This window comes from Variovorax sp. RKNM96 (genome assembly GCF_017161115.1).
Lineage (GTDB): Bacteria > Pseudomonadota > Gammaproteobacteria > Burkholderiales > Burkholderiaceae_C > Variovorax.
This window is the reverse complement of record NZ_CP046508.1, coordinates 7,094,665-7,115,316: the sequence shown is the minus strand read 5'-3', so window position 1 is coordinate 7,115,316 and position 20,652 is coordinate 7,094,665. Positions and strand designations below refer to the sequence as shown.

Sequence of the window (20,652 nt, the reverse complement as noted above, 5' to 3'; positions counted from 1 at the left end):
GGCGTCGCCCCCTCCGATCACCACGACCTTCAGCCGCCGTGGCGTCATGCCGGCCGCTGCACCGACGTGCCACCCGACAGCACGCCCTGCGTCATCGGCAGCGCCATGAAGTCGTGCGGAAAGCCCAGCTTGATGGCGCTGACCGCATCGAGGCGCTGCAGCGCCGAGCTGTCGAGCGTCACGTCCAGCGCGCCCAGGTTGTCCTCGAACTGCGCGAAGGTGCGCGCCCCGATGATCGGCATCACCGTCGGCGCGCTGCGATGCAGCAGCCAGGCGAGCGCGATCTGCGCCGGCGAGCGGTCCTGCTCCTTCGCGATCTGCGCGACCACGTCCGCGATGTCGAGCGACCGCGCATGGAGCGCGCCGTTGCCGGCCGCCACGTCCTTGCGCGAACCGGTCACGCCGGTGTCGGGATCCTTCGCGTGGTCGAGGTCGGCGCGCGTGTACTTGCCCGTCAGCACGCCGCTGCCCAGCGGCGACCACGCCATCACGCCGAGGCCGAGCTCGTGCGCCATCGGCAGCAACTCGCGCTCCACGGTGCGCTCGATCAGGCTGTGCTCGATCTGCAGCGCCACCAGCGGCGCCCAGCCGCGCAGGTCGGCCAGGGTCTGCATGCGCGCGACCTGCCAGGCCGGCGTGTCCGAGATGCCCGCGTAGAGCACCTTGCCCGAGCGCACGAGGTCGTCGAAGGCGCGCATCACTTCCTCGAAGGGCGTGAGGTTGTCCCAGATGTGCAGGTACAGCAGGTCGATGTAGTCGGTGCCCAGGCGCTGGAGGCTCGCCTCGACCGAGCGGACCATGTTGCGGCGGTGGTTGCCGCCCGCGTTGGGATTGCCTGGCTGCATGTTGAGCGAGTACTTCGTTGCGACCACGACCGACTCGCGCCTGTCCGCGATGAACTGGCCGACCAGCCGCTCCGAGCTGCCGTTGGTATAGAAGTTGGCGGTGTCGATGAAGTTGCCGCCGCGGTCCACGTAGGCGTCGAACATGCGGCGCGATTCGGCGGCATCGGCGCCCCAGCCCCATTCCTGGCCGAAGGTCATGGTGCCCAGCGACATGGGGCTGACGCGCAGGCCCGAGCGGCCGAGGGTGAAGTAGTTGTCCAGCTTCATGGTGAATGTCCTTTCGAGGTGGGCGGCGACGCGGCTGCATCGCCATGGCCTCGAAGGTAGTTCCGGCATTGCTTCGGAAAAAGCCCGCCTGGGCGGATGCTTTGTGAAGCTCGTCTTCATAATGAGCGCATGTCGCCCGAGCTGCTCCCCGCCATCGCCGCCTTCGCACGGGTGGCCCACCACGCCAGCTTCACGCGCGCCGCGCAGGAGTTGGGCGTATCGCCCTCCGCCCTGTCGCAGACCGTGCGCACGCTCGAACAACGCCTGGGCGTGCGCCTGCTGGACCGCACCACGCGGCGCGTCGGCGTCACCGAGCTGGGCCAGCAATTCCTCGCGGGCGCGCGGCCGGGACTCGATGCGCTGGCGCAGGCGGTCGAGGGCATCGACGAGGCGCGCGACAAGACCGCCGGCCTGCTGCGCCTGAATGCGGCGCGGGTGTCGGCCGAGCTGCTGCTCTATCCGCACTTCGGCGATTTCGCGCAGGCCTACCCCGACATCACGCTCGAGCTCGTCTGCGACAACCGCATGGTCGACCTGGTGGAAGGCGGCTTCGACGCCGGGATCCGGCTCGGCGAAAGCCTGGCGCAGGACGTGGTGGCCGTGCCCGTGGGTGGCCCGCAGCGCATGGTGACCTTCGCCTCGCCGCGCTACCTCGCGGGCCGCGCGCCGCCCAGGACCCCCGAGGACTTGCGCACGCACCAGTGCCTGAACTACCGCCTGACCACGGGCGGCCTCTACCGGTGGGAATACGCGCAGGACGGCCGCGTGCTCGACATCGAGGTGGCCGGGCCGCTGGTCAGCAACGACAGCGAGGTGCTGCTGGCGGCCGCGCGTTCGGGCGCGGGGATCATGGTGGCGTTCGAGGACGCGGTGCGCGCGGACTTCGAAAGCGGCCGCCTCGTGCCGCTGCTCGAGCCCTGGTGGCCGACCTTTCCCGGCTTCTATCTCTACCACCCGAGCCGTGCGCAGATGCCGCGCAAGCTGCGGGTGTTCATCGACTTCCTGCAGGCGCGGCATGCGCCGCCGCCGGTGTCGCAGCGCGCCGTCAGGCTCGCATCAGCGCCTCGATCTCGTCCGCCTTCACCGGCACGCCGCGCGAAATGAGTTCGCAGCCGGTGGCCGTGACGATCGCGTCGTCCTCGATGCGGATGCCGATGTTGTGGAACTGCTCGGGCACGCCGTCGGCGGGCCGCACGTAGATGCCGGGCTCCAGCGTGAGCACCATGCCGGGCTGCAGGATGCGGCTCGGGCGGTTCTTGATGACCTCGTTGGAGAGCGGATCTTTCCGCTCGCTCACCTCGCCCACCTGCGTGGGCTCCACGTAGCTGCCGCAGTCGTGCACGTCCATGCCCAGCCAGTGGCCGGTGCGGTGCATGTAGAACTGGAAGTAGGCGCGCGAGTCGATCACGTCGTCGACGCTGCCGACCTTGTTGGCATCGAGCAGCCCGAAGTCGAGCATGCCCTGCGCCAGCACCCGCACCGCGGCGTCGTGCGGGTCGGTGAAGCGGTTGCCGGCCTTGGTGGCGGCGGCCGATGCGTCCTGGCTCGCGAGCACCAGGTCGTACAGCGCGCGCTGCGGGCCGGTGAACTTGCCGTCGGCGGGGAAGGTGCGGGTGATGTCGCTCGCGTAGCCGTCGAGCTCGCAGCCCGCGTCGATCAGCACCAGCTCGCCCTGGCGCAGCGGCGCGGCGTCGGCGCGGTAGTGCAGCACGCAGGCGTTGGCGCCGGCCGCGACGATGGAGTAGTACGCCGGGTACTGCGAGCCGCCGAAGCGGAATTCGTGCAGCAGCTCGGCATCGAGGTGGTACTCGCGCACGTCCTTGCCCTCGCGCAGCATGCGGGCCGACAGCTGCATCGCGCGCACGTGGGCGCGGGCGCTGATCTGCGCGGCGCGCCGCATGATGTCCTGCTCGTGCGCGTCCTTCACGAGGCGCATCTCGTCGAGCGGGCCGCACAGGTCGCGTTGCTCCTCGGGGCACAGCGCGCCGTAGCGCACGCGGGCGCGCACCGACTGCAGCCAGCCGTCGATGCGGGTTTCCAGGCCCTTGTGGATCGCGAACGGAAACCACACGGTCGAGCGGTTTTCCAGCAGCTTGGGCAGCTTCGCGTCGAGGTCGGTGACCGAGAAGGCCTCGTCGACGCCGAGCGCCGCGGGCGCCGCCTCGGGGCCGAGGCGGTAGCCGTCCCAGATCTCGCGCTCCAGGTCCTTGGGCGCGCAGAACAGCGTGGCGCGGCCGTCGCCGGCCAGCACCAGCCAGGCGTTCGGCTCGGTGAAGCCGGTCAGGTAATAGAAGTAGCTGTCGTGCCGGTACGGGAAGTCGGTGTCGCGGTTGCGCGGGCGCTCGGGCGCGGTCGGGATGATCGCGATGCCGTCCTTGCCCAGTTGCGAGGCGAGGCGCGCGCGGCGCTCGGCGTAGATCTTGGTGTAGTTCGCGGTATCAGTGGGCATGGGTTTTCACTTTCGAAACGGTGCCAGTCCGGGGTCCGCTGGGACCAGGTGGCGCCATGGGAACACATCCTGCGCGAAGTGGCTGACGTAGCCGCCGATCGTTGACTGGATGACCATGAATTGGAGCCCGCTGCGCAGGGCCTGCAGGTGCTGCAGCTGTGCCAGGTCCAGGCAGGTGTTGCGCAACCTGAGCACGCGCAGCTGGGCGCCCAGGGGGCTTTCGAGCAAGGCCTCGTAGTCCTCGAAGGCGGTGATGCCGCCCGGTGTGCGCGCATCCGGCCACGCCATCTGCTGCTCCATGGATTCGGAGAAATCCAGCAGCGTGAGGCTCGGCATGTTCGCCGCCGCGGCAAGGTTGCGGATGAACGCCTGTGTGTCGAACTGCGCACCGATGCTCAGGCTGTTCAACTGCGGCAGCGGCACGGCGAAAAAATCTGCGTTCGGCGCGTTGGGTACCGTGAGCTCGCTCAGGTGCGGCGTCTTGCGAACCCAGCGTGCAATGTCCCCGCCTTCCTCGAGGATGGCGTCGCGCGTGCACACGAGGGACTGGTTGTGGTCCTCGGGCTGTGTCGGCTTGATGAACAGCGAGCGCAGGCGGGGAAAGGTCACCGGGCTGTCGAGCAGCGGCGTGAAAGTCCATTCGCGCGTGCCGTTCGCGCCGCTGTCGATGCCGCTGAACGAAAGCGACGTGATGCAGTCGGCCACCTCCTGCCGGCCGAGGCAGGCGAGGGTCTCCTCGAAAGCTTCGCCCCAGGTCTCACCGAAGTACTCGACATGCCAGCCTTGGCGCATGGGCGCGAGGCTCACGCGCGTGAAGTCGCTTTGGTAGAGCGGCACGGTCAGCGGGTCTTCGGGCGCACCGTCGTTGCGTTCGGCGGCCGTTTCCAGGGCCAGGTCGTGAACGTGCTGCGGCAACGCACGCAATGCGTCGGGGAGCGGGGCGAGTGTCATGCGGGCGGTGCCGGCGGGACGCCGACATTGAGTTGCTGCAGGCGTTCTGGCGTGCCCACGTCGGTCCATGGGCCCATGTAGAGCTCGGCGCTCACGAGTTCATTGCCCATCGCGGCCCGCAGGATCGGCGCCAGCGGGGCCTTGGCGCCGGCTGGGTTGCCGGATGGAATGGCGCAGTACGGCGGCGCGAACAGCGCGGCGCGGTAGAGGCCGATGGTCGAGAAGGTGTGCTTTTCTGCGGCCTGGTTCAGCGCGAGTCCGTCGGAGGAGAGGCCGAAATCGCCTTTGAGGTTGTGCGCCGGGTTCGGCACCAGCCACAGGTGCGCGAGCTTGCCGCTGGCCAGGAAGCGGTCGACCGAGGCCTGCGTGAAGCGGAAATCGGGCGCGAAGACGTCGCCGGCCGCGACCCAGAACACCTCGCCCAGCAGGGGCAGCGCGCGGACGATGCCGCCGGCCGTTTCGAGCGCGCCGCCGAAGTCGCGGCCCTCGTCGGAGTATGAAATCGATAGCGCGCCGTGCCCATCCAGCAAGGGGTTCGCTCCGAATTTGGCTGGAATCTGCGCGCCCAGCCAATCGGTATTGACGACCAGCTGTGTGAATCCGCCGTCGGCCAATGCCTCCATCGGCCACTGCATCAGCGGCTTGCCGTGCACTTCGAGCAGGGGCTTGGGGGTGGCGTCGGTCAGCGGCCGCATGCGCTCGCCGCGGCCGGCGGCCAGGATCATCGCCCGCACGGAAGTCGCCGTGCTCACGCTGCGATTCGGCCGCGCTGCAGCTCGTTGCGTTCGCTGTGGGTCGGCTGGAACAGCGACACCAGGCATGCCATCAACGCGTGCGCCTTGGCCGAATGGTCGCCGCCGAAATTGCAGACGTACACGTCGAGCGTCACGCCGCGCTGCTCGGGCCAGGTGTGGATGCACAGGTGCGATTCGGCCAGCAGCACCGTGGCCGTCACACCGCCTGGCCCTTCGGACGTGGCGGGAAAGGTATGGATCAGTTTGCCCACCGCTTGAAGCCCCGCGGCCGTCACCGCCTTGATGCAGACCGCGCCCAGCGCAGGGCCGTCGGTGAGCCATTGGAGACCGCATTGGCAGTCGTGGAGATCGGCGGTGAGGTGCAGCCCGTGCATGGGTGGCAACTCTAGCAGCCGGCCCGGTGCACAAGAGAACATCGGAAGGGTGTTCAGGGCGTATCGAGGCCGGTCGGGGCTCGCCCGGTAAAATCGCGGGTTCTCCCGACCCCAAACCTCCCTTTTCCCTCCGAAAGTCCACCGCACATGGCAAACCACGCCCTGATGGCCAACGCAATCCGCGCTCTGGCTATGGATGCCGTCCAACAAGCAAATTCCGGCCATCCCGGTGCACCGATGGGCATGGCCGACATGGCCGTCGCACTCTGGGGCGATCACCTGCGCTACAACCCGGCCAACCCGCACTGGTTCGACCGCGACCGCTTCGTGCTTTCCAACGGCCACGCCTCGATGCTGCTGTACTCGGTGCTGCACCTCACGGGCTACGACCTCCCGATCGGCGAACTGAAGAACTTCCGCCAGCTGCACAGCAAGACCGCGGGCCACCCCGAGATCGACGTGACCCCCGGCGTGGAAACCACCACCGGCCCGCTGGGCCAGGGCATCACCAATGCCGTGGGCTTCGCGCTGGCTGAAAAGCTGCTCGCCGCCGAGTTCAACCGCAAGAGCCACGACATCGTCGACCACCACACCTACGCCTTCCTGGGCGACGGTTGCATGATGGAAGGCATCAGCCACGAAGCCTGCGCCCTTGCCGGCGCCTGGCACCTGAACAAGCTGATCGCCCTGTACGACGACAACGGCATCAGCATCGACGGGCAAGTGAAGCCCTGGTACATCGACAACGTCGCCGAACGCTTCCACGCCTATGGCTGGCATGTGATCGGCCCGATCGACGGCAACGACGCCAAGGCCGTGTCCCAGGCCATCGCCAAGGCCAAGCAGTCGACCGACAAGCCCACGCTCATCAATTGCAAGACCGTCATCGGCAAGGGCAGCCCGAACCGCGCCGGCACGTCCAAGGCGCACGGCGAGGCGCTCGGCGCCGAAGAAATCAAGCTCACCCGCGACGCGATCGACTGGCACTACGCGCCCTTCGAGATCCCGGCCGAGGTGTATGCCGACTGGGACCACAAGGCCGAAGGCGCCAAGACCGAAGCCGCCTGGAATGACAAGTTCGCTGCCTACGCCGCCGCCTTCCCTGACCTCGCCGCCGAGTTCACCCGCCGCATGAAGGGCGAGCTGCCCAAGAACTTCCACCAGGTCGCGTTCGACACCGTGGTCGCCGCCCACACCAAGGGCGAGACCGTCGCCAGCCGCAAGGCCAGCCAGCTCGCGCTGGAAGCCTTCACGGCCGCACTGCCCGAAATGCTCGGCGGCAGCGCCGACCTGACCGGCTCGAACCTCACCAACACCAAGAGCACCGCGGCCCTGCGCTTCGATGCGAAGACCGGCGCCGTGGTCATGAACGTGCCGGCGGTGGAAGCCAAGCAAGGCGCCGAAGACGAAGCCAAGCCCGAAGCCCCCGCCGAAGTGCCCCACGGCACCATCGGCCGCCACATCAACTACGGCGTGCGCGAGTTCGGCATGGCGGCCATCATGAACGGCGTGGCGCTGCATGGCGGCTACATCCCCTACGGCGGCACCTTCCTCACCTTCAGCGACTACAGCCGCAACGCCATCCGCATGGCTGCGCTGATGAAGCGCCGCGTGATCCATGTGTTCACGCACGACTCCATCGGTCTCGGCGAAGACGGCCCGACGCACCAGTCGATCGAGCACGCCGCCTCGCTGCGCCTGATTCCGAACCTGGATGTCTGGCGTCCGGGCGACACGGCCGAAACGGCAGTGGCCTGGGCCGTGGCGCTGCAGAACCAGTCGCGCCCGACCGCGCTGCTGCTGAGCCGCCAGAACATCGCCTACGCGCCGAAGAAGGAACTGGGCGACATCAGCCGCGGTGCCTACGTGCTGTCCGAGCCCGAGACCGTGGGCCTGAAGAGCAAGAAGACCGCGGCGGTCATCATCGCCACCGGTTCCGAAGTGCCGCTCGCGCTGGCTGCCCAGAAGCTGCTGGCCGAGAAGAAGATCGCGGTGCGCGTGGTGTCGATGCCCTCGACCACCACCTTCGACCGCCAGGACGTCGCCTACAAGAAGGCCGTGCTGCCGAAGAAGATTCCGCGCATCGCCGTCGAGATGGGCTGCACCGGCGGCTGGTGGAAGTACGGCTGCGCGGCCGTCGTCGGCATCGACACGTACGGCGAATCGGCACCGGCGCCGGAGCTGTTCAAGTATTTCGGGTTCACGGCGGAAAACGTCGCCGCCACCGTGGAAGCGGCGCTGCGGGACTGATCGTTCCCGGCGCCCTTCTCGTCCGATCACAAGTTTTTCAACCTTAGGAGCAAGTCAGATGGCTATCAAACTCGGTATCAACGGCTTCGGCCGCATCGGTCGCAACGTGCTGCGCGCAGCGGTGCAGAACTTCAAGAACGACATCGAGATCGTTGCCATCAACGACTTGCTCGAGCCCGACTACCTGGCCTACATGCTCCAGTACGACTCGGTGCATGGCCGCTTCAAGGGCGAAGTCACGGTCGAAGGCAACACGCTGATCGTCAACGGCAAGAAGATCCGCCTCACGCAAGAGCGCGACCCGTCGCAGCTCAAGTGGAACGAAGTCGGCGCCGACGTCGTGCTCGAATCGACCGGCCTCTTCCTCACGAAGGAAACGGCGCAGAAGCACATCGACGCGGGCGCCAAGAAGGTGATCCTGTCGGCACCGTCGAAGGACGACACCCCCATGTTCGTCTACGGCGTGAACGACAAGAAGTACGCCGGCGAAGCCATCATCAGCAACGCCAGCTGCACCACCAACTGCCTGGCCCCGCTGGCCAAGGTGCTGCACGACAAGTGGGGCATCAAGCGCGGCCTGATGACCACCGTGCACGCTGCCACCGCCACGCAGAAGACCGTGGACGGCCCGAGCAACAAGGACTGGCGCGGCGGCCGCGGCATCCTGGAAAACATCATTCCCTCGAGCACCGGCGCAGCCAAGGCCGTGGGCGTGGTGATCCCCGAGCTCAACAAGAAGCTCACGGGCATGAGCTTCCGCGTGCCGACCTCCGACGTGTCGGTGGTCGACCTCGTGGTCGAGCTGGAGAAGGAAGCCTCGTACAAGGAAATCTGCGCCGAAATGAAGGCACAGAGCGAAGGCGCGCTCAAGGGCGTGCTGGGCTACACCGAAGACAAGGTCGTGGCCACCGACTTCCGCGGCGACCCGCGCACCTCGATCTTCGACGCCGAAGCCGGCATCGCGCTGGACAGCACCTTCGTGAAGCTCGTGAGCTGGTACGACAACGAATGGGGCTACTCGAACAAGTGCCTGGAGATGGTGAAGGTCGTGTCGAAGTAAGGCTTCGCGGCTTCAATGAAAAACGCGCCCTAGGGCGCGTTTTTTCATGGGGCTCGCCGGTTCGGCGACACCCTGCTCACTGCAGCTTCTCGTTCCTGCGGATCTCGCTGCTCAACTGCGAAGTCATCTGCCTGGCCGCTCGCCGCGCGGCCAGGCCGTAGTCGCCATTGAACTCCCCGAACTCCGCCGTGCCATTGCCGACCGCACGCACACGCGTGACCTCGACGCCTGACGTGTCCGTCACCACGCACGTCACCTCGGCGGTGAATGCGGTGGGCGGCCAGGTAACCCACGACGATGAACTCGAATCGGTCTTGATCTGCGGCGTGAACACCAGCGACACGCCCGCCGCCTCGTTCGCCTTTGCGTCGGTGGCGGTGCGCACGACGATCACGTTGCGGTAGACCCCGCGCAGCGCATCGCGAATGGACTTCTCCAGGTCGCGGTACGGGTAGTAGCTCACCCGGTCACCGCTGCCGCCGGCGGTCGTGACCTGCAGGTCGCGCTGTGCATCGGTCATCACATAGGCGACCTTCTTCGGGATGAGATGGGCGACGGACCGCGGCGGCGCGGTCTCCGTGATCATCGTGATCGGATGGGAGCAGCCGGCCAGCAGTGCGGCGGTTGCCAGCGCGGCGGCGAGCCGGTGCATCGGAGAAGAAAGCGGAAACGTCATGGGGCTTCTCCGGTCCTATGGTGCAGACGACGCAATGGCCGCAACGAATTGCGGATCGGCATACACCTGCCGCAGCAGCGCGCGCACCAGCCTCGGGTAGGCCGCCTGCCCGGCGGGCACGGCCACGATGTTCGCGTAGCTCGAGTCGAAGGCGATCTCGCCGCGGTAGGTCTTCTTCAGCTTCTGCGCCGCATCGCGCGTGACGGTGACCTCTACGTCCATGCGGCCGGTGCCGTTGATCACGCCGAGGTCGAGTTCGTTGACGACGATGCGCGCCGCGATGCGGGTCGGCGCCTTCGGGTCGTAGACCGCGATCTCGCTCAGGTCGCGCATCAGCGCGTCTTCGAGGTACTGCGCGAAGGTGCCGCTGGGCGACACCAGCCTGGCGCGGCGCAGGCTCAGGGTGTTGATCTTGTCGTTGGGGTCGGTGGGCTGCACCTTGGCGACCGCCACCTTGCCGGGGTTGTTCGCCTCGAGGCGGTCGAGCGCCTCGTAGTCGGCGGCGTAGGGCGGTGCGCCCAGTTGTGCGCAACCGGTGGCGAGCAGCAGTGCGGCCAGTGCGCCGAGCCTGGCTGCGAAAGCGTGCAGGCGCAAACCATGCGGTCTGAAAACGATCGCCATGTCTCGAGTCCCCTCGTCCGAGATGTCTGCTCCCCGGCGCGAAGGTAGCACGCCCCGCGCCGCGCGCGAAGCTCCTTAAGGGAAGAACCTCAGACGGGTTCGAGCACGTGGATCAGCTTGCTCTCGACCAGCTCCTTGGTCTTCTCCCCGTGGGCCTTCATGTGCGGTGCGACGGCGTGCGCCTGCAGGTGCGCGAGCGTTTCCCACTTCTCGATCACCACGAAGGTGTCGGGGCCGAAGCTCGCCTTCGAGGTGGGAACGCCTTGCGCATCGATCGTCGCGCCGTACTCGATGCAGCCCTCTTCGGCCAGCACGGCCGCGCGATTGGCGGCGAAGGCTTCGAGCAGTTTGGCGCGTTGGCCTGGCTTGGCGGTGAGGACAGCGACTACGTGAATCATTGGAATGAACTCCTGTGTGGTTTGACGTGATGGGATGGGAACGTCGAATCTAAAAGATCCGCTACCTTGGTATAGGTCCCGTGCGAGACCCGATGCGCCACCCTATCATCGCGCGCATGTTCTTCCCGCTCCCCCGTACGGCCACCGCGCCCTTCTGCCCGTCCGAAGTCAAGGGCAGCGTGGCGGTCCCGCAGGACCTGCCCTTCGGCAAGAAACTGCTGCGCTACGCAGGCCCGGGCCTGCTGGTGTCGGTGGGCTACATGGACCCGGGCAACTGGGCAACCGACATCGAGGCGGGCTCGCGCTTCGGCTACGGCCTGCTCTTCGTGGTGCTGCTCGCGAGCCTCGCGGCGATGCTGCTGCAGACGCTGTGCGTGCGGCTCGGGCTGGTCGCGCAGAAAGACCTGGCGCGCGCCTGCCGCGAGCACTATTCGCCGCGCGTGAACCGCTTCCTCTGGCTCGGCGCCGAGCTGGCCATCGTGGCCTGCGACCTCGCCGAAGTACTGGGCAGCGCGCTCGCATTGCACCTGCTGTTCGGCGTCTCGATCCCGGTCGGCATCGCCATCACCGCCTTCGACACGCTGCTCGTGCTGGGCCTGCAGGGCGCGGGCTTCCGGCGCGTGGAGGCCATCGTGCTCGGGCTGGTCGGCACCATCGCGGGCTGCTTCGTGGTCGAGCTCGCGATGGCGCCGCCCAACTGGTTCGGCGTGGCGATGGGCTTTGCGCCGAGCTTCGAGCGGCTGCAGCAGCCTGGCGCGCTCTATCTCGCGATCGGCGTGGTCGGCGCCACGGTGATGCCGCACAACCTGTACCTGCACTCGTCCATCGTGCAGACGCGGCTCATCGCCGACACCGATGCGGCGCGCCGCGAGGCGGTGCGCTTCTGCACGCTCGATGCGGTGGTGTCGCTGTCGCTCGCGCTGCTGGTCAACGCGGCCATCATGGTGCTCGCGGCCAGCGCCTTCCACGCCACCGGCCACCAGGACGTGACCGAGATCGATGACGCCTACCGGCTCATCGAGCCCATCGTCGGCAGCGCGTTCGCGGCCACGCTGTTCGGCATTGCGCTGCTGGCCTCGGGGCAGAGCTCGACCTTCACCGGCACCATCGCGGGCCAGATCATCATGGAAGGTTTTCTCGACCTGAAGATCCCCTGCTGGCAGCGGCGCCTCCTCACGCGCGCGCTTGCGCTGGGGCCGGCGTTCCTCGGCGTGTGGTGGTTCGGCGATGGCGGCGTGGGCAAGATGCTGGTGCTGAGCCAGGTGGTGCTGAGCTTCCAACTGCCGTTCGCGATGTGGCCGTTGATCCGCTTCACGAGCAGCCGCGACATGATGGGCGGCTTTGCCAACGGTCCGGTGGTGAAGCTGCTGGCCTGGGGCCTGTTCGGTGTGATCGGCGCGGCGAACGTGTGGCTGATCGGCTCGGTGATCCTGGGCAAAGGCTGAAGATCAGCGCCGCTTGCCCGCATCCTTCCAGAGATGCACCAGCGCCGCGGGCGCCTCGGTCTCGGGCACGTCGAAGCTGACCGAGCTGGCGGTGGCCGTGTTCTCCATCACCACCTCCACGCGGTAGATGCGCTGGTCGCCGCCCGGCGACGCGGCGCTGCTCTCCTCGGCATGCGGCGCGGCGCTTTGCAGCGCGTCGTCGATCTGCTGGCGCAGTTCCTCGGTGCAGTCGCCCAGCTGGAAGCTGCGCGGCCGTGCGAGGCCAGGCAAGTAGGCGATGCCGCCTTCGCGCGTCACGCGCACGATGGTGGCGTCGTTCAGGGGCGGCAGGTGAATCATGATGCGGTGACTCCCACGGTGTTCCATGCGGCGATGACCGCCTTGTGCGCCGCGCTGCCGGGGCTGAAGCGCCTGGCGGCGGCGCTCACGGTCAGTTCGGCGAAGGCGGCGAAATCCGCATCCTGCTTCAACCGGCGGTCGCACACGGTGTCGTACCAGATGCGTCCGGCCGTCTCCCACGCCGGACCGTCGATGGCGGTCGCGGCCAGGTAGAAGGCGCGGTTGGGAATGCCGGAATTGATGTGCACGCCGCCATTGTCCTGCCGCGTGACGACGATGTCTTTCATGTGCGCGGGCTGCGGGTCCTTGCCGAGCACCGGATCGTCGTAGGCGGTGCCGGGCTCGGCCATCGAGCGCAGGGCGCGCGCCTTCACCGTTTCCATGAAGAGCCCGGCGCCCACCAGCCAGTCGGCCTGTTGCGCCGTCTGCTTGAGCACGTGCTGCTTGACGAGCGCGCCGAACACGTCGCAGATCGATTCGTTGAGCGCGCCCGACTGGCCTTGATAGACCAGTCCGGACTCGTGATCGATCACGCCGTGCGTGAGCTCGTGGCCGATGATGTCCACGGCGATGGTGAAGCGGTTGAAGACCTCGCCGTCGCCATCGCCGAACACCATCTGCGTGCCGTTCCAGAAGGCGTTGTCGTAGTCGTTGCCGTAGTGCACGCTGCCTGTGAGCGACATGCCCGCGCCGTCGATGGAGTTGCGCTCGTAGATGTCGTGGTACAGGCGCCAGGTGGCACCCAGGGCGTCGTAGGCCTCGTCGACCGCGAGGTCCTTGCTTGCGGCTTGGCCCTCGGCGCGGATCAGCTTGCCGGGCAGTTGCGTGGCGTTGCCCGCGTCATGGATCTTGCGTTCGGGCGAACTGCGTTTTGCGTACTGCGGCGCGGGGCTCGACGACACCTGGGGCGCGAGAAATTCGCGCAGCCCGCGGTGTTCGCGATCGATCATCAACGTGTTGGCCGCGCGCGCACTGACGGACGCATCGGCGTGCGCCGCGAGCCGGTCCAGCAGGTACGGCGGTACGAAGCTGGGCGGCAGGATCGGTGGCGGGCGAAGCGGCATGGGCGGTTCTCCGGTGAGCTGTCAGCGATGAAAAATACGGTAGCAGAAAGCCGCCGATCTGGGTCGCCGAAGTCCCTTTGCAGGTGTCACCGGATGCTGCCGTTTTCGAGCGCGGCCGCGATGAAGTCAACGAAAGCTCTCACGCGCGCCGACAGCTGATGACGTTGGGGGTACACCGCGTAGATGTCGGCATCGGGCGTGCGGTAGTTGGCCAGCACCTGCACCAGCCGGCCGCTGCGCAGGTACCGCGCGATGTCCCATTCGGCGCGCATCAGGATGCCGTGGCCGTCGAGCGCCCAGTTGACCGCGATCTCGCCGTCGTTGGTGCTGAGCGCGCCGCGCGTCTTGATCGCCTCGGTGTGCTGTGCGGCGCCGCGGCCCGAGCTCAGGCGCCACACGCCGTAGGCCTCGTCGCCCTGGCGGATGCCGATGCAGCGGTGGCGCGCGAGGTCGTTGGGCACCTTGGGCTGGCCGGCGCGCGCAAGGTAGGCGGGCGAGGCGCACAGCAGGCGCCGGTTCGATGCGATGCGCCGCGCGATCACGCGCGACTCGGGCGGTGCACCGAAACGGATGCAGACATCGAAGGCATCGTCCGTGAGCGGTGGTGGGTTCACCGAGAGCTGCAGCTGCACCTCGACCTCCGGGTGCTTGCGCGCGAACTTCGAGATCAACGGCGCCACGTGGCTGCGCCCGAAGCCCAGCGTGGCGTTCACGCGCAGCAAACCGCGCGGCTCCGCCTTCGCTTCGCCCAGCAACTGCGCCATGTCGTCGATCGCGCCGAGGATGCCGCGCGCATGTTCCACATAGAGCTCGCCTTCCGGCGTGAGGCTCATGCGCCGCGTGGTGCGGTTCATCAGCGTGACGCCGATGCGCGCTTCCATCTGCGCGAGCCGCTTGCTCACGGCCGGTGTGCTGATGCCCAGTTCGCGCGCCGCGGCGCTCAGGCTGCCGCAGGCCGCGAGCGTGGAGAAGAAGCCGAGTTCGGCAGGCTGGATCGGAGAAACCATGGGCGATCCGATTGTTGAACTGAGGTTAAGGATGGATTCACTTCGAGCGTGAATCGTTCGGCGCATCGAATCCTACAGTGGCAGCTCCCAGAAGCATTCCATTGAAGGACGAACATCGATGAGCAGCTACAGCATTGCCACCATTCCCGGCGACGGCATCGGCAAGGAAGTGATCCCGGCCGGGCGTGAAGTGATGGAGGCGCTGGCCGCGGCCTCCGGCGGCGCGCTGCACTTCGCGTTCGAGGACTTCGGCTGGGGCGGCGACTGGTACCGCGCGCACGGCGAAATGATGCCGGCCGACGGCCTCGAGGCCCTCCGCGGAAAGGACGCCATCCTCTTCGGCTCCGCGGGCGATCCGCACATCCCTGACCACATCACGCTCTGGGGCCTGCGCCTAAAGATCTGCCAGGGCTTCGACCAGTACGCCAACGTGCGGCCCACGCGCATCCTGCCGGGCATCGACGGTCCGCTCAAGCGCTGCGCGCCGGGCCAGCTCGACTGGGTGATCGTGCGCGAGAACTCCGAGGGCGAGTACGCCGGCGTCGGCGGCCGCGTGCACCAGGGCCATCCGATCGAGGCCGCGACCGACGTGAGCATGATGACCCGCGCGGGCGTCGAACGGATCATGCGGTTCGCTTTCAAGCTCGCCCGCTCGCGGCCGCGCAAGCTGCTCACCGTGGTCACCAAGAGCAACGCGCAACGGCATGCGATGGTGATGTGGGACGAGATCGCGCTGCAGATCTCGAAGGAGTTCCCCGACGTGACCTGGGACAAGGAACTGGTCGACGCCTGCACCGCGCGCATGGTCAACCGGCCCGCCTCCCTCGACACCATCGTCGCGACCAACCTGCACGCCGACATCCTCAGCGACCTCGCGGCCGCGCTGGCCGGCAGCCTGGGCATCGCGCCCACCGGCAACATCGACCCGGAGCGCCGCTATCCCTCGATGTTCGAGCCCATCCACGGCTCGGCCTTCGACATCATGGGCAAGGGGCTGGCCAATCCGGTCGGCACCTTCTGGTCGGTCGTGATGCTGCTCGAGCACCTCGGCGAGGCGGAGGCGGCGCGCCGCGTGATGGACGCGGTCGAGCACGTCACCGCCAACGCTTCGCTGCACACGCGCGACCTCGGCGGCAGCGCGACCACCGAACAGGTGACGCGCGCCGTGTGCGAACACATCGCCGGTGTGCGGGAGCGCCTCGCGGCCTGACTTTTTCACCGCAGTCACAGCGCGCCTCGATGCGCGCGGACGTCACGACCACAACGAGCCGGAGACAAGACCATGACAGCTTTCACTTTCAACAAGCGTGCGCGTCGCCGTCGCACGATGCTGCAGGCCGGCGCGATGGCGCTCGGCCTCGGGGTCGCTGCGCTGGCCTTCGCGCAACCGGCCGCATGGCCCGCGCGGCCGATCAGCCTGGTCGTGCCGTTTCCTGCGGGCGGCACCACCGACGTGCTGGCGCGCGCGCTGGCCGACAAGCTCTCGCAGGCGCTCGGCCAGCCCGTGGTGGTCGAGAGCAAGCCCGGCGCGGGCGCCACGCTCGGTGCCGACTACGTCGCCAAGGCCAAGCCCGACGGCTACACGCTGCTGATGGGCGCGGTGCATCACACCATCGCGACCAGCGTCTACAAGAAGCTGCCCTACGACTTCCAGAAGGACCTGGCACCCATCACCGTCGTGGCGATGGTGCCCAACGTGCTGGTCGTCAATCCGGCCCACACGCCCGCGAAGAACGTGGCCGAACTGGTCGCGCTCGCCAAGGCCGCGCCCGACAAGCTGGCCTACGGCTCGAACGGCAACGGTACCGCGCAGCACCTGATCGGCACGCAGTTCCAGGCCAGCACCGGCACCACGCTGCTGCACGTGCCCTACAAGGGCAGCGGCCCGCTCACCACCGACCTGCTCGGCGGACAGGTGGCAATGTCCTTCGACACCATCACGCCGGTGCTGCAGCACATCAAGGGCGGCAAGCTGCGCGCGCTGGCCGTGACCACGGCGCGCCGCTCGTCGGTGTTGCCCGACGTGCCCACGCTCGAGGAGGCGGGTCTCAAGGGCTTCGACATCGGCACCTGGTTCGGCGTGCTCGCGCCGGCCGCGACGCCGAAGGATGTAGTGGCGCGGCTCAACGCCGAGATGGTGAAGATCATCAAGTCGCCCGATTTCGCGCAACGCATGCAGGCGATCGGCGCCGAGCCGCTGGGTGGCTCGCCCGACGACATGGCGCGACAGATCCGCGAGGAAACGGCCAGATTCGCGAAGTTGGTGAAAGAAGGTGGCGTCGCCATCGACTAGAGCGACGCGCATCGTTACCAGTGCGTCACACACTGGTGGTGCAGATGCCTCATCGAGGCCATAGGATCGGGGCTTCCGTATTCACCCGCCATCCTGCACATGTTCATCGTCACCCTCACCTACACCCGCCCCCTCGAAGAAGTCGACGCGCTGATGGACCCGCACATGGTGTGGCTCAAGAAGCACTACGAGAGCGGCCTGTTCGTGGCCTCGGGCCGGCAGGTGCCGCGCACGGGTGGCGTGATCCTCGCGCGGTCGGGCGACCGCGAGGCGCTGCAGGCGGTGCTGGCGCGCGATCCGTTCGTGCAGGGCGGCGTGGCGCGTGTGGACGTGACGGAGTTCATCCCCAACATGACCGCGCCCACCATCGAGGTATTGAAGACGTTCTGATCGAGAACGTCTTCTTCTCTCAAGCGCTCGGCACTTCCTCGCGCCCGCCCGGATGCCGCGCAAATCGCGCGGCCTTGGCGTCATGCACAGGCGCCGAGTCGTCCCACGGCCAGCCGCCGAACTGCGTGCGGCGGTAGTCGGCCATGGTCTGGCTGATCTCGGCCTGCGTGTTCATCACGAAGGGGCCGTACTGCGCCACCGGCTCGGCGATCGGGCGGCCCTGCAGCACGAGGAACTCGCTCTCGTCGTCGCCGTTGACCAGCTCGACGGCCGCGTCCGCGCGCAGCTCGACCGCGACCGGCCCTTCGATGCGCTCGCCGCCGATCTGCGCAGCCGCGCCCTTGAAGAAATAGAGCATCCGCCGCGTGCCTTCGCCCGTGGTGGCCGGCAGCGTCCATTGCGCGCCGGGCGTCATCTTGATCGTCCAGATCGCCACGTCGGCATCGGCCTGTGCGGCCCATGAAGCGGGCGGCGGAGCGAGCGGCTGGATCGGGTCCTGCCCGTTGACCGCGTCGCCGAGCCGGCCCGCGATGACGGCCACCTCGGTGCGGCCGCCCTTCGCATCGTCCGAGGCGAAGCGCGGAATCGCGTCCGACCAGAACATCGTGAAGTGCGGCTCGGCCATCTTGTTCCTGGCCGGCAGGTTGAGCCAGATCTGGAACAGCTCCAGCGGATTCGGCGCGCCCGCATCGAGCAGCGGGAACATCTCGGAATGCACGATGCCCTTGCCGGCCGTGAGCCACTGCACGTCGCCGCCGCCGAAGCGCGCGGTGGCGCCCAGCGAGTCGGAGTGGTCGACCAGGCCCTTGCGCACGATGGTCACCGTCTCGAAGCCGCGGTGCGGGTGCGAGGGAAAGCCCGGCACCGTGTCGCCGTGGTACATGCTCCAGCCGTCCTTGCGGCTGAAGTCCTGGCCGATCTGGCGGCCGGCCAGCGAAGCCTCGGGGCCCATGTGCCCATTGGCCTTGGGGTAGGCGTCGTCGTGATAGACGCAGAACAGGAACGGGTCGATCGTCTGCCAGGGAAAGCCGAGCGGCTTGACCTGGACGATGGGGCCCTTGTTGTTGTCGGACATTTCGATATTCCTTTCCATGGGGGGCTCGGCCGATGATGCCGTGCCAGTGCCAGGAATATCGGGGCGCCGCCGCCTTCCGGTAGGGGCCTTGCCTGCAACAGTGAAGAGCGCGTATGGAACGATGGGCATCGCTCGTGCCTGTTCTTCTCTTCTTCAGCGCATCAGGTGTTCTGGTGCGTCACGACGGCGTTGGGGTCCATGTACATCAGTTCCCAGAGGTGGCCGTCGATGTCCTGGAAGCCGTGGCCGTACATGAAGCCGTAGTCCTGCGGTTCGCGCGGCGTGGTGCCGCCCGCGGCCACCGCCTTGGCGACCAGCGCGTCGACCTCGGCGCGGCTCTCGCACGAGAGGCACACCAGCACCTCGGTGCTCGTGCTGGTGTCGGTGATGCTCTTGGTCGTGAAGGTCTTGAAGAAGTCTTCCACCAGCAGCATCGCGAAGATGCTGTCCTTCTCGATCACCATGCAGGCGGCGTTGGCGTCGGTGAACTGCGCGTTGAAGGTGTAGCCCAGCGCGGCGAAGAACGCCTTGGTCTTTTCGAGGTTCTTGACGGGGAGGTTCACGAAGATCTGCTTGTTGGCCATGGTGTTTCCTGTGTCGATGAAGGGTTGGATCTGGAGGTTTGCCGGTGTCTTGTGTACACCGTCCACAAAAGATACCAAAGAAAATGGACGGCGTCCACATGATTTTTCGAATCTTTGTTTTTGCCCGGTCCGGCTCTTGGGAGATTGCGTCCGGGCCGAAGAAGGCGGGGCATCATGGCCGCCATGGAAATCGAGTTCAAGTTTCAGATCCCGGCCGACCGGCTGAAGGCCGTCGAGGCCGCGCTGCGGCGCGGCACCGTCGTGCGCACCCGCCTGCAGGCGCGCTATTTCGACACCGCCGAGCAGGCGCTCGCCGCCGAGGGCATCGTGCTGCGGCTGCGCAAGGAAGGACGGCGCTGGGTGCAGACCGTCAAGGCGACGGGCGACAACGCGCTGCACCGGCTGGAACACAACGTCGGCCTCGGCACTGCTGCCGCATCGCCGGCCATCGACCCGCAGCGCCACCAGGGCACGCCCGTGGGCGACCGCCTCGCCAAGGTGCTGGCCGCGAGCGGTGCGCCGCTGGTCGAGCGGCAGTCCACCGACATCGTGCGGCTCACGCGCGACGTGCGCGTCACCGGACCCGGCGGCGCGGTCGTGGAGATGGCGCTCGATGTCGGCAAGGTCGTGGCTTATGCGGGCACGCCCGAGCAGTGCGAATCGCCCGTGTGCGAGCTGGAGCTCGAACTCAAGCGCGGCGACGTGCAGGGGCTCGTGGCGCTTGCGCGCCGGTGGTCGCAGCAGCACGGGCTGTGGTTCAGCACCGTGTCCAAGGCCGAACGCGGCGCGCGGCTGCTGGCGAAGGTCGAAGTCGTGCCGGCCGTGAAGGCCGAGACGCCGCGCTTTCCCGAAGGCAAGGACAAGCTCGACGGCCGCGCGATCCAGCAGGCCGTGGTCGCGTCGTGCCTCGCGCAGATGCTGCCCAACGCCAGCGAGATCGCCGCGGGCAGCACGGACGAAGAGCAGATCCACCAACTGCGCATCGGCATCCGGCGCCTGCGCACCGCGCTGCGCGAACTGGCGGGGCTCGATGCGAACACCGGTCTTTTCGACGCGGCCGCATGGGAGTCGCCGCTGGTCGAGGCCTTCCGCGCGCTCGGCGACCTGCGCGACCGCGAGCAGGTGGTGAAGCTGGCGCAGCCGCAACTGCGCGAAGCGGGGGCGCCGGAGTTCGATCCGCTGGCGGGCGATGACGATGCGGCAGTCGATGTGCGGTCGTCCGGCGAAGTCGTGCGTGCGCCGGCGTTCCAGTCGGTGCTGGTTTCGCTGATCGGATTCACCGCGACAGCGCCGCAACCGGAAGCCGCGCCGAAGGCCACCGACGCCGAAGCGGCCGACGAAACCCCTCCGGCGCCGACCCCGATGAGCCTCAGTGACGCCCGCCGTTTCCTGCGCAAGCGCCTGCAGCACCTGCACAAACAGGCGGTGCGCGACGGCAAGCGCTTCGAGTCGCTCGACACCGAAAGCCAGCACCGCGTGCGCAAGCGGCTCAAGCGCCTGCGCTACCTCGCCGAGTTCGTCGCGCCGCTGTTCGCCGATGCGGAGGGAAAGTCGTCGTCGTCAGCCGCCGAGCGCTACCTGAAGCACCTGCGCCCCGCGCAGGACGCACTGGGCGAATTCAACGACGAAGCCGTCGCGCTCGCGCTCTACCGCGAAGCCACGGCGCGCGATGGGCGCGCGTGGTTTGCGGTCGGCTGGTTCAGCGCGAGGCATGCGGTTCATGCGAAGGCGTGCCGCAAGGCGCTGGGGGGGATCGAAGAGGCGCCGAGGTTCTGGACCAAGGCGGCGCGCGCCCGCTGACGCGAAAGA

At 67.8% G+C, this 20,652-nt stretch carries 21 protein-coding genes; 8 read left to right on the top strand and 13 right to left on the bottom strand.

Going from position 1 to position 20,652, the window contains the following annotated elements:
- Positions 1 to 44: 44 nt before the first annotated feature.
- Positions 45 to 1,112 (bottom strand): aldo/keto reductase, encoded by a 1,068-nt coding sequence (locus GNX71_RS33220; RefSeq protein WP_206176320.1) that lies wholly within the window; start codon positions 1,110 to 1,112, stop codon positions 45 to 47.
- A gap of 129 nt (positions 1,113 to 1,241) precedes the next feature.
- Here GNX71_RS33220 and GNX71_RS33215 point away from each other — a divergent pair, with 129 nt between their 5' ends.
- A complete protein-coding gene (locus tag GNX71_RS33215) occupies positions 1,242 to 2,216 on the top strand; it encodes a LysR family transcriptional regulator (protein ID WP_206176319.1) in 975 nt (324 codons plus the stop codon).
- Here the strand turns inward: GNX71_RS33215 and GNX71_RS33210 are convergent.
- The 4 genes from GNX71_RS33210 to GNX71_RS33195 are packed head-to-tail and all read right to left on the bottom strand — an operon-like array spanning position 2,158 to position 5,641.
- Positions 2,158 to 3,561, bottom strand: a complete 1,404-nt coding sequence (locus tag GNX71_RS33210) for an aminopeptidase P N-terminal domain-containing protein (protein ID WP_206176318.1) — start codon at positions 3,559 to 3,561, stop codon at positions 2,158 to 2,160. The genes GNX71_RS33215 and GNX71_RS33210 overlap by 59 nt on opposite strands.
- A gap of 6 nt (positions 3,562 to 3,567) precedes the next feature.
- Positions 3,568 to 4,512 carry a hypothetical protein gene (locus GNX71_RS33205; RefSeq protein WP_206176317.1) on the bottom strand — a complete coding sequence of 315 codons (945 nt, stop codon included), beginning with the start codon at positions 4,510 to 4,512 and terminating at the stop codon, positions 3,568 to 3,570.
- The gene (locus tag GNX71_RS33200) at positions 4,509 to 5,237 is read right to left on the bottom strand and encodes a nucleotidyltransferase family protein (protein ID WP_206179822.1); all 729 of its coding nucleotides are present in this window, start codon (positions 5,235 to 5,237) and stop codon (positions 4,509 to 4,511) included. The genes GNX71_RS33205 and GNX71_RS33200 overlap by 4 nt, the downstream gene beginning before the upstream one ends.
- Before the next feature lie 23 nt (positions 5,238 to 5,260).
- Positions 5,261 to 5,641: an S-adenosylmethionine decarboxylase gene (locus GNX71_RS33195; protein WP_206176316.1), complete on the bottom strand. Its 381-nt coding sequence runs from the start codon at positions 5,639 to 5,641 to the stop codon at positions 5,261 to 5,263.
- A 147-nt stretch (positions 5,642 to 5,788) separates the two neighbouring features.
- Here GNX71_RS33195 and GNX71_RS33190 point away from each other — a divergent pair, with 147 nt between their 5' ends.
- Together GNX71_RS33190 and gap are read left to right on the top strand one after the other, a co-directional pair.
- Positions 5,789 to 7,891, top strand: a complete 2,103-nt coding sequence (locus GNX71_RS33190) for a transketolase (RefSeq protein WP_206176315.1) — start codon at positions 5,789 to 5,791, stop codon at positions 7,889 to 7,891.
- Positions 7,892 to 7,949: 58 nt separating this feature from the next.
- Complete coding sequence (gene gap, locus GNX71_RS33185) at positions 7,950 to 8,951, top strand: type I glyceraldehyde-3-phosphate dehydrogenase (RefSeq protein ID WP_206176314.1); 1,002 nt, start codon at positions 7,950 to 7,952, stop codon at positions 8,949 to 8,951.
- A gap of 76 nt (positions 8,952 to 9,027) precedes the next feature.
- Here the strand turns inward: gap and GNX71_RS33180 are convergent, their stop codons facing one another.
- The 3 genes from GNX71_RS33180 to GNX71_RS33170 all read right to left on the bottom strand — a co-directional run bounded on the left by GNX71_RS33180 (position 9,028) and on the right by GNX71_RS33170 (position 10,646).
- A complete protein-coding gene (locus tag GNX71_RS33180) occupies positions 9,028 to 9,627 on the bottom strand; it encodes a hypothetical protein (RefSeq protein ID WP_206176313.1) in 600 nt (199 codons plus the stop codon).
- 15 nt (positions 9,628 to 9,642) lie between these two features.
- The gene (locus GNX71_RS33175) at positions 9,643 to 10,248 is read right to left on the bottom strand and encodes a hypothetical protein (protein ID WP_206176312.1); all 606 of its coding nucleotides are present in this window, start codon (positions 10,246 to 10,248) and stop codon (positions 9,643 to 9,645) included.
- Between the two features lie 89 nt (positions 10,249 to 10,337).
- Positions 10,338 to 10,646 (bottom strand): putative quinol monooxygenase, encoded by a 309-nt coding sequence (locus GNX71_RS33170; protein ID WP_206176311.1) that lies wholly within the window; start codon positions 10,644 to 10,646, stop codon positions 10,338 to 10,340.
- A gap of 116 nt (positions 10,647 to 10,762) precedes the next feature.
- On the opposite strand from GNX71_RS33170, the gene GNX71_RS33165 reads away from it, so the two are divergent.
- A complete protein-coding gene (locus tag GNX71_RS33165; protein WP_206176310.1) occupies positions 10,763 to 12,091 on the top strand; it encodes an Nramp family divalent metal transporter in 1,329 nt (442 codons plus the stop codon).
- A 3-nt stretch (positions 12,092 to 12,094) separates the two neighbouring features.
- Here GNX71_RS33165 and GNX71_RS33160 read toward each other — a convergent pair whose 3' ends face one another.
- From GNX71_RS33160 to GNX71_RS33150, 3 genes are all read right to left on the bottom strand, one after another.
- Positions 12,095 to 12,430, bottom strand: coding sequence for a protealysin inhibitor emfourin (locus GNX71_RS33160; protein ID WP_206176309.1), 336 nt, complete (start codon positions 12,428 to 12,430; stop codon positions 12,095 to 12,097).
- Positions 12,427 to 13,494, bottom strand: coding sequence for a M4 family metallopeptidase (locus GNX71_RS33155; protein ID WP_206176308.1), 1,068 nt, complete (start codon positions 13,492 to 13,494; stop codon positions 12,427 to 12,429). The genes GNX71_RS33160 and GNX71_RS33155 overlap by 4 nt, the downstream gene beginning before the upstream one ends.
- An 86-nt stretch (positions 13,495 to 13,580) precedes the next feature.
- The gene (locus GNX71_RS33150; protein WP_206176307.1) at positions 13,581 to 14,501 is read right to left on the bottom strand and encodes a LysR family transcriptional regulator; all 921 of its coding nucleotides are present in this window, start codon (positions 14,499 to 14,501) and stop codon (positions 13,581 to 13,583) included.
- Between the two features lie 118 nt (positions 14,502 to 14,619).
- Between GNX71_RS33150 and GNX71_RS33145 the strand changes: the two genes are divergently transcribed.
- The 3 genes from GNX71_RS33145 (at position 14,620) to GNX71_RS33135 (ending at position 17,184) form a co-directional block, all read left to right on the top strand.
- Positions 14,620 to 15,711 carry a tartrate dehydrogenase gene (locus tag GNX71_RS33145; RefSeq protein WP_206176306.1) on the top strand — a complete coding sequence of 364 codons (1,092 nt, stop codon included), beginning with the start codon at positions 14,620 to 14,622 and terminating at the stop codon, positions 15,709 to 15,711.
- Between the two features lie 72 nt (positions 15,712 to 15,783).
- On the top strand, positions 15,784 to 16,794 hold the full coding sequence (locus tag GNX71_RS33140) for a tripartite tricarboxylate transporter substrate binding protein (RefSeq protein ID WP_206176305.1): 1,011 nt from the start codon (positions 15,784 to 15,786) through the stop codon (positions 16,792 to 16,794).
- A gap of 99 nt (positions 16,795 to 16,893) precedes the next feature.
- Positions 16,894 to 17,184: a YciI family protein gene (locus GNX71_RS33135; protein WP_206176304.1), complete on the top strand. Its 291-nt coding sequence runs from the start codon at positions 16,894 to 16,896 to the stop codon at positions 17,182 to 17,184.
- Between the two features lie 19 nt (positions 17,185 to 17,203).
- Here the strand turns inward: GNX71_RS33135 and GNX71_RS33130 are convergent, their stop codons facing one another.
- Both GNX71_RS33130 and GNX71_RS33125 read right to left on the bottom strand, forming a co-directional pair.
- Positions 17,204 to 18,259 (bottom strand): pirin family protein, encoded by a 1,056-nt coding sequence (locus GNX71_RS33130; RefSeq protein WP_206176303.1) that lies wholly within the window; start codon positions 18,257 to 18,259, stop codon positions 17,204 to 17,206.
- 161 nt (positions 18,260 to 18,420) lie between these two features.
- Positions 18,421 to 18,843 (bottom strand): VOC family protein, encoded by a 423-nt coding sequence (locus tag GNX71_RS33125; RefSeq protein WP_206176302.1) that lies wholly within the window; start codon positions 18,841 to 18,843, stop codon positions 18,421 to 18,423.
- Between the two features lie 174 nt (positions 18,844 to 19,017).
- On the opposite strand from GNX71_RS33125, the gene GNX71_RS33120 reads away from it, so the two are divergent.
- Positions 19,018 to 20,643 carry a CYTH and CHAD domain-containing protein gene (locus tag GNX71_RS33120; RefSeq protein ID WP_206176301.1) on the top strand — a complete coding sequence of 542 codons (1,626 nt, stop codon included), beginning with the start codon at positions 19,018 to 19,020 and terminating at the stop codon, positions 20,641 to 20,643.
- The last annotated feature ends 9 nt before the right edge of the window (positions 20,644 to 20,652 follow it).

Bases quoted from the DNA above. Each gene is read 5' to 3' on its own strand.
- GNX71_RS33220 (WP_206176320.1), bottom strand. From the start codon at position 1,112: ATGAAGCTGGACAACTACTTCACCCTCGGCCGCTCGGGCCTGCGCGTC.
- GNX71_RS33215 (WP_206176319.1), top strand. From the start codon at position 1,242: ATGTCGCCCGAGCTGCTCCCCGCCATCGCCGCCTTCGCACGGGTGGCC.
- GNX71_RS33210 (WP_206176318.1), bottom strand. From the start codon at position 3,561: ATGCCCACTGATACCGCGAACTACACCAAGATCTACGCCGAGCGCCGC.
- GNX71_RS33205 (WP_206176317.1), bottom strand. From the start codon at position 4,512: ATGACACTCGCCCCGCTCCCCGACGCATTGCGTGCGTTGCCGCAGCAC.
- GNX71_RS33200 (WP_206179822.1), bottom strand. From the start codon at position 5,237: ATGATCCTGGCCGCCGGCCGCGGCGAGCGCATGCGGCCGCTGACCGAC.
- GNX71_RS33195 (WP_206176316.1), bottom strand. From the start codon at position 5,641: ATGCACGGGCTGCACCTCACCGCCGATCTCCACGACTGCCAATGCGGT.
- GNX71_RS33190 (WP_206176315.1), top strand. From the start codon at position 5,789: ATGGCAAACCACGCCCTGATGGCCAACGCAATCCGCGCTCTGGCTATG.
- gap (WP_206176314.1), top strand. From the start codon at position 7,950: ATGGCTATCAAACTCGGTATCAACGGCTTCGGCCGCATCGGTCGCAAC.
- GNX71_RS33180 (WP_206176313.1), bottom strand. From the start codon at position 9,627: ATGACGTTTCCGCTTTCTTCTCCGATGCACCGGCTCGCCGCCGCGCTG.
- GNX71_RS33175 (WP_206176312.1), bottom strand. From the start codon at position 10,248: ATGGCGATCGTTTTCAGACCGCATGGTTTGCGCCTGCACGCTTTCGCA.
- GNX71_RS33170 (WP_206176311.1), bottom strand. From the start codon at position 10,646: ATGATTCACGTAGTCGCTGTCCTCACCGCCAAGCCAGGCCAACGCGCC.
- GNX71_RS33165 (WP_206176310.1), top strand. From the start codon at position 10,763: ATGTTCTTCCCGCTCCCCCGTACGGCCACCGCGCCCTTCTGCCCGTCC.
- GNX71_RS33160 (WP_206176309.1), bottom strand. From the start codon at position 12,430: ATGATTCACCTGCCGCCCCTGAACGACGCCACCATCGTGCGCGTGACG.
- GNX71_RS33155 (WP_206176308.1), bottom strand. From the start codon at position 13,494: ATGCCGCTTCGCCCGCCACCGATCCTGCCGCCCAGCTTCGTACCGCCG.
- GNX71_RS33150 (WP_206176307.1), bottom strand. From the start codon at position 14,501: ATGGTTTCTCCGATCCAGCCTGCCGAACTCGGCTTCTTCTCCACGCTC.
- GNX71_RS33145 (WP_206176306.1), top strand. From the start codon at position 14,620: ATGAGCAGCTACAGCATTGCCACCATTCCCGGCGACGGCATCGGCAAG.
- GNX71_RS33140 (WP_206176305.1), top strand. From the start codon at position 15,784: ATGACAGCTTTCACTTTCAACAAGCGTGCGCGTCGCCGTCGCACGATG.
- GNX71_RS33135 (WP_206176304.1), top strand. From the start codon at position 16,894: ATGTTCATCGTCACCCTCACCTACACCCGCCCCCTCGAAGAAGTCGAC.
- GNX71_RS33130 (WP_206176303.1), bottom strand. From the start codon at position 18,259: ATGTCCGACAACAACAAGGGCCCCATCGTCCAGGTCAAGCCGCTCGGC.
- GNX71_RS33125 (WP_206176302.1), bottom strand. From the start codon at position 18,843: ATGGCCAACAAGCAGATCTTCGTGAACCTCCCCGTCAAGAACCTCGAA.
- GNX71_RS33120 (WP_206176301.1), top strand. From the start codon at position 19,018: ATGGCCGCCATGGAAATCGAGTTCAAGTTTCAGATCCCGGCCGACCGG.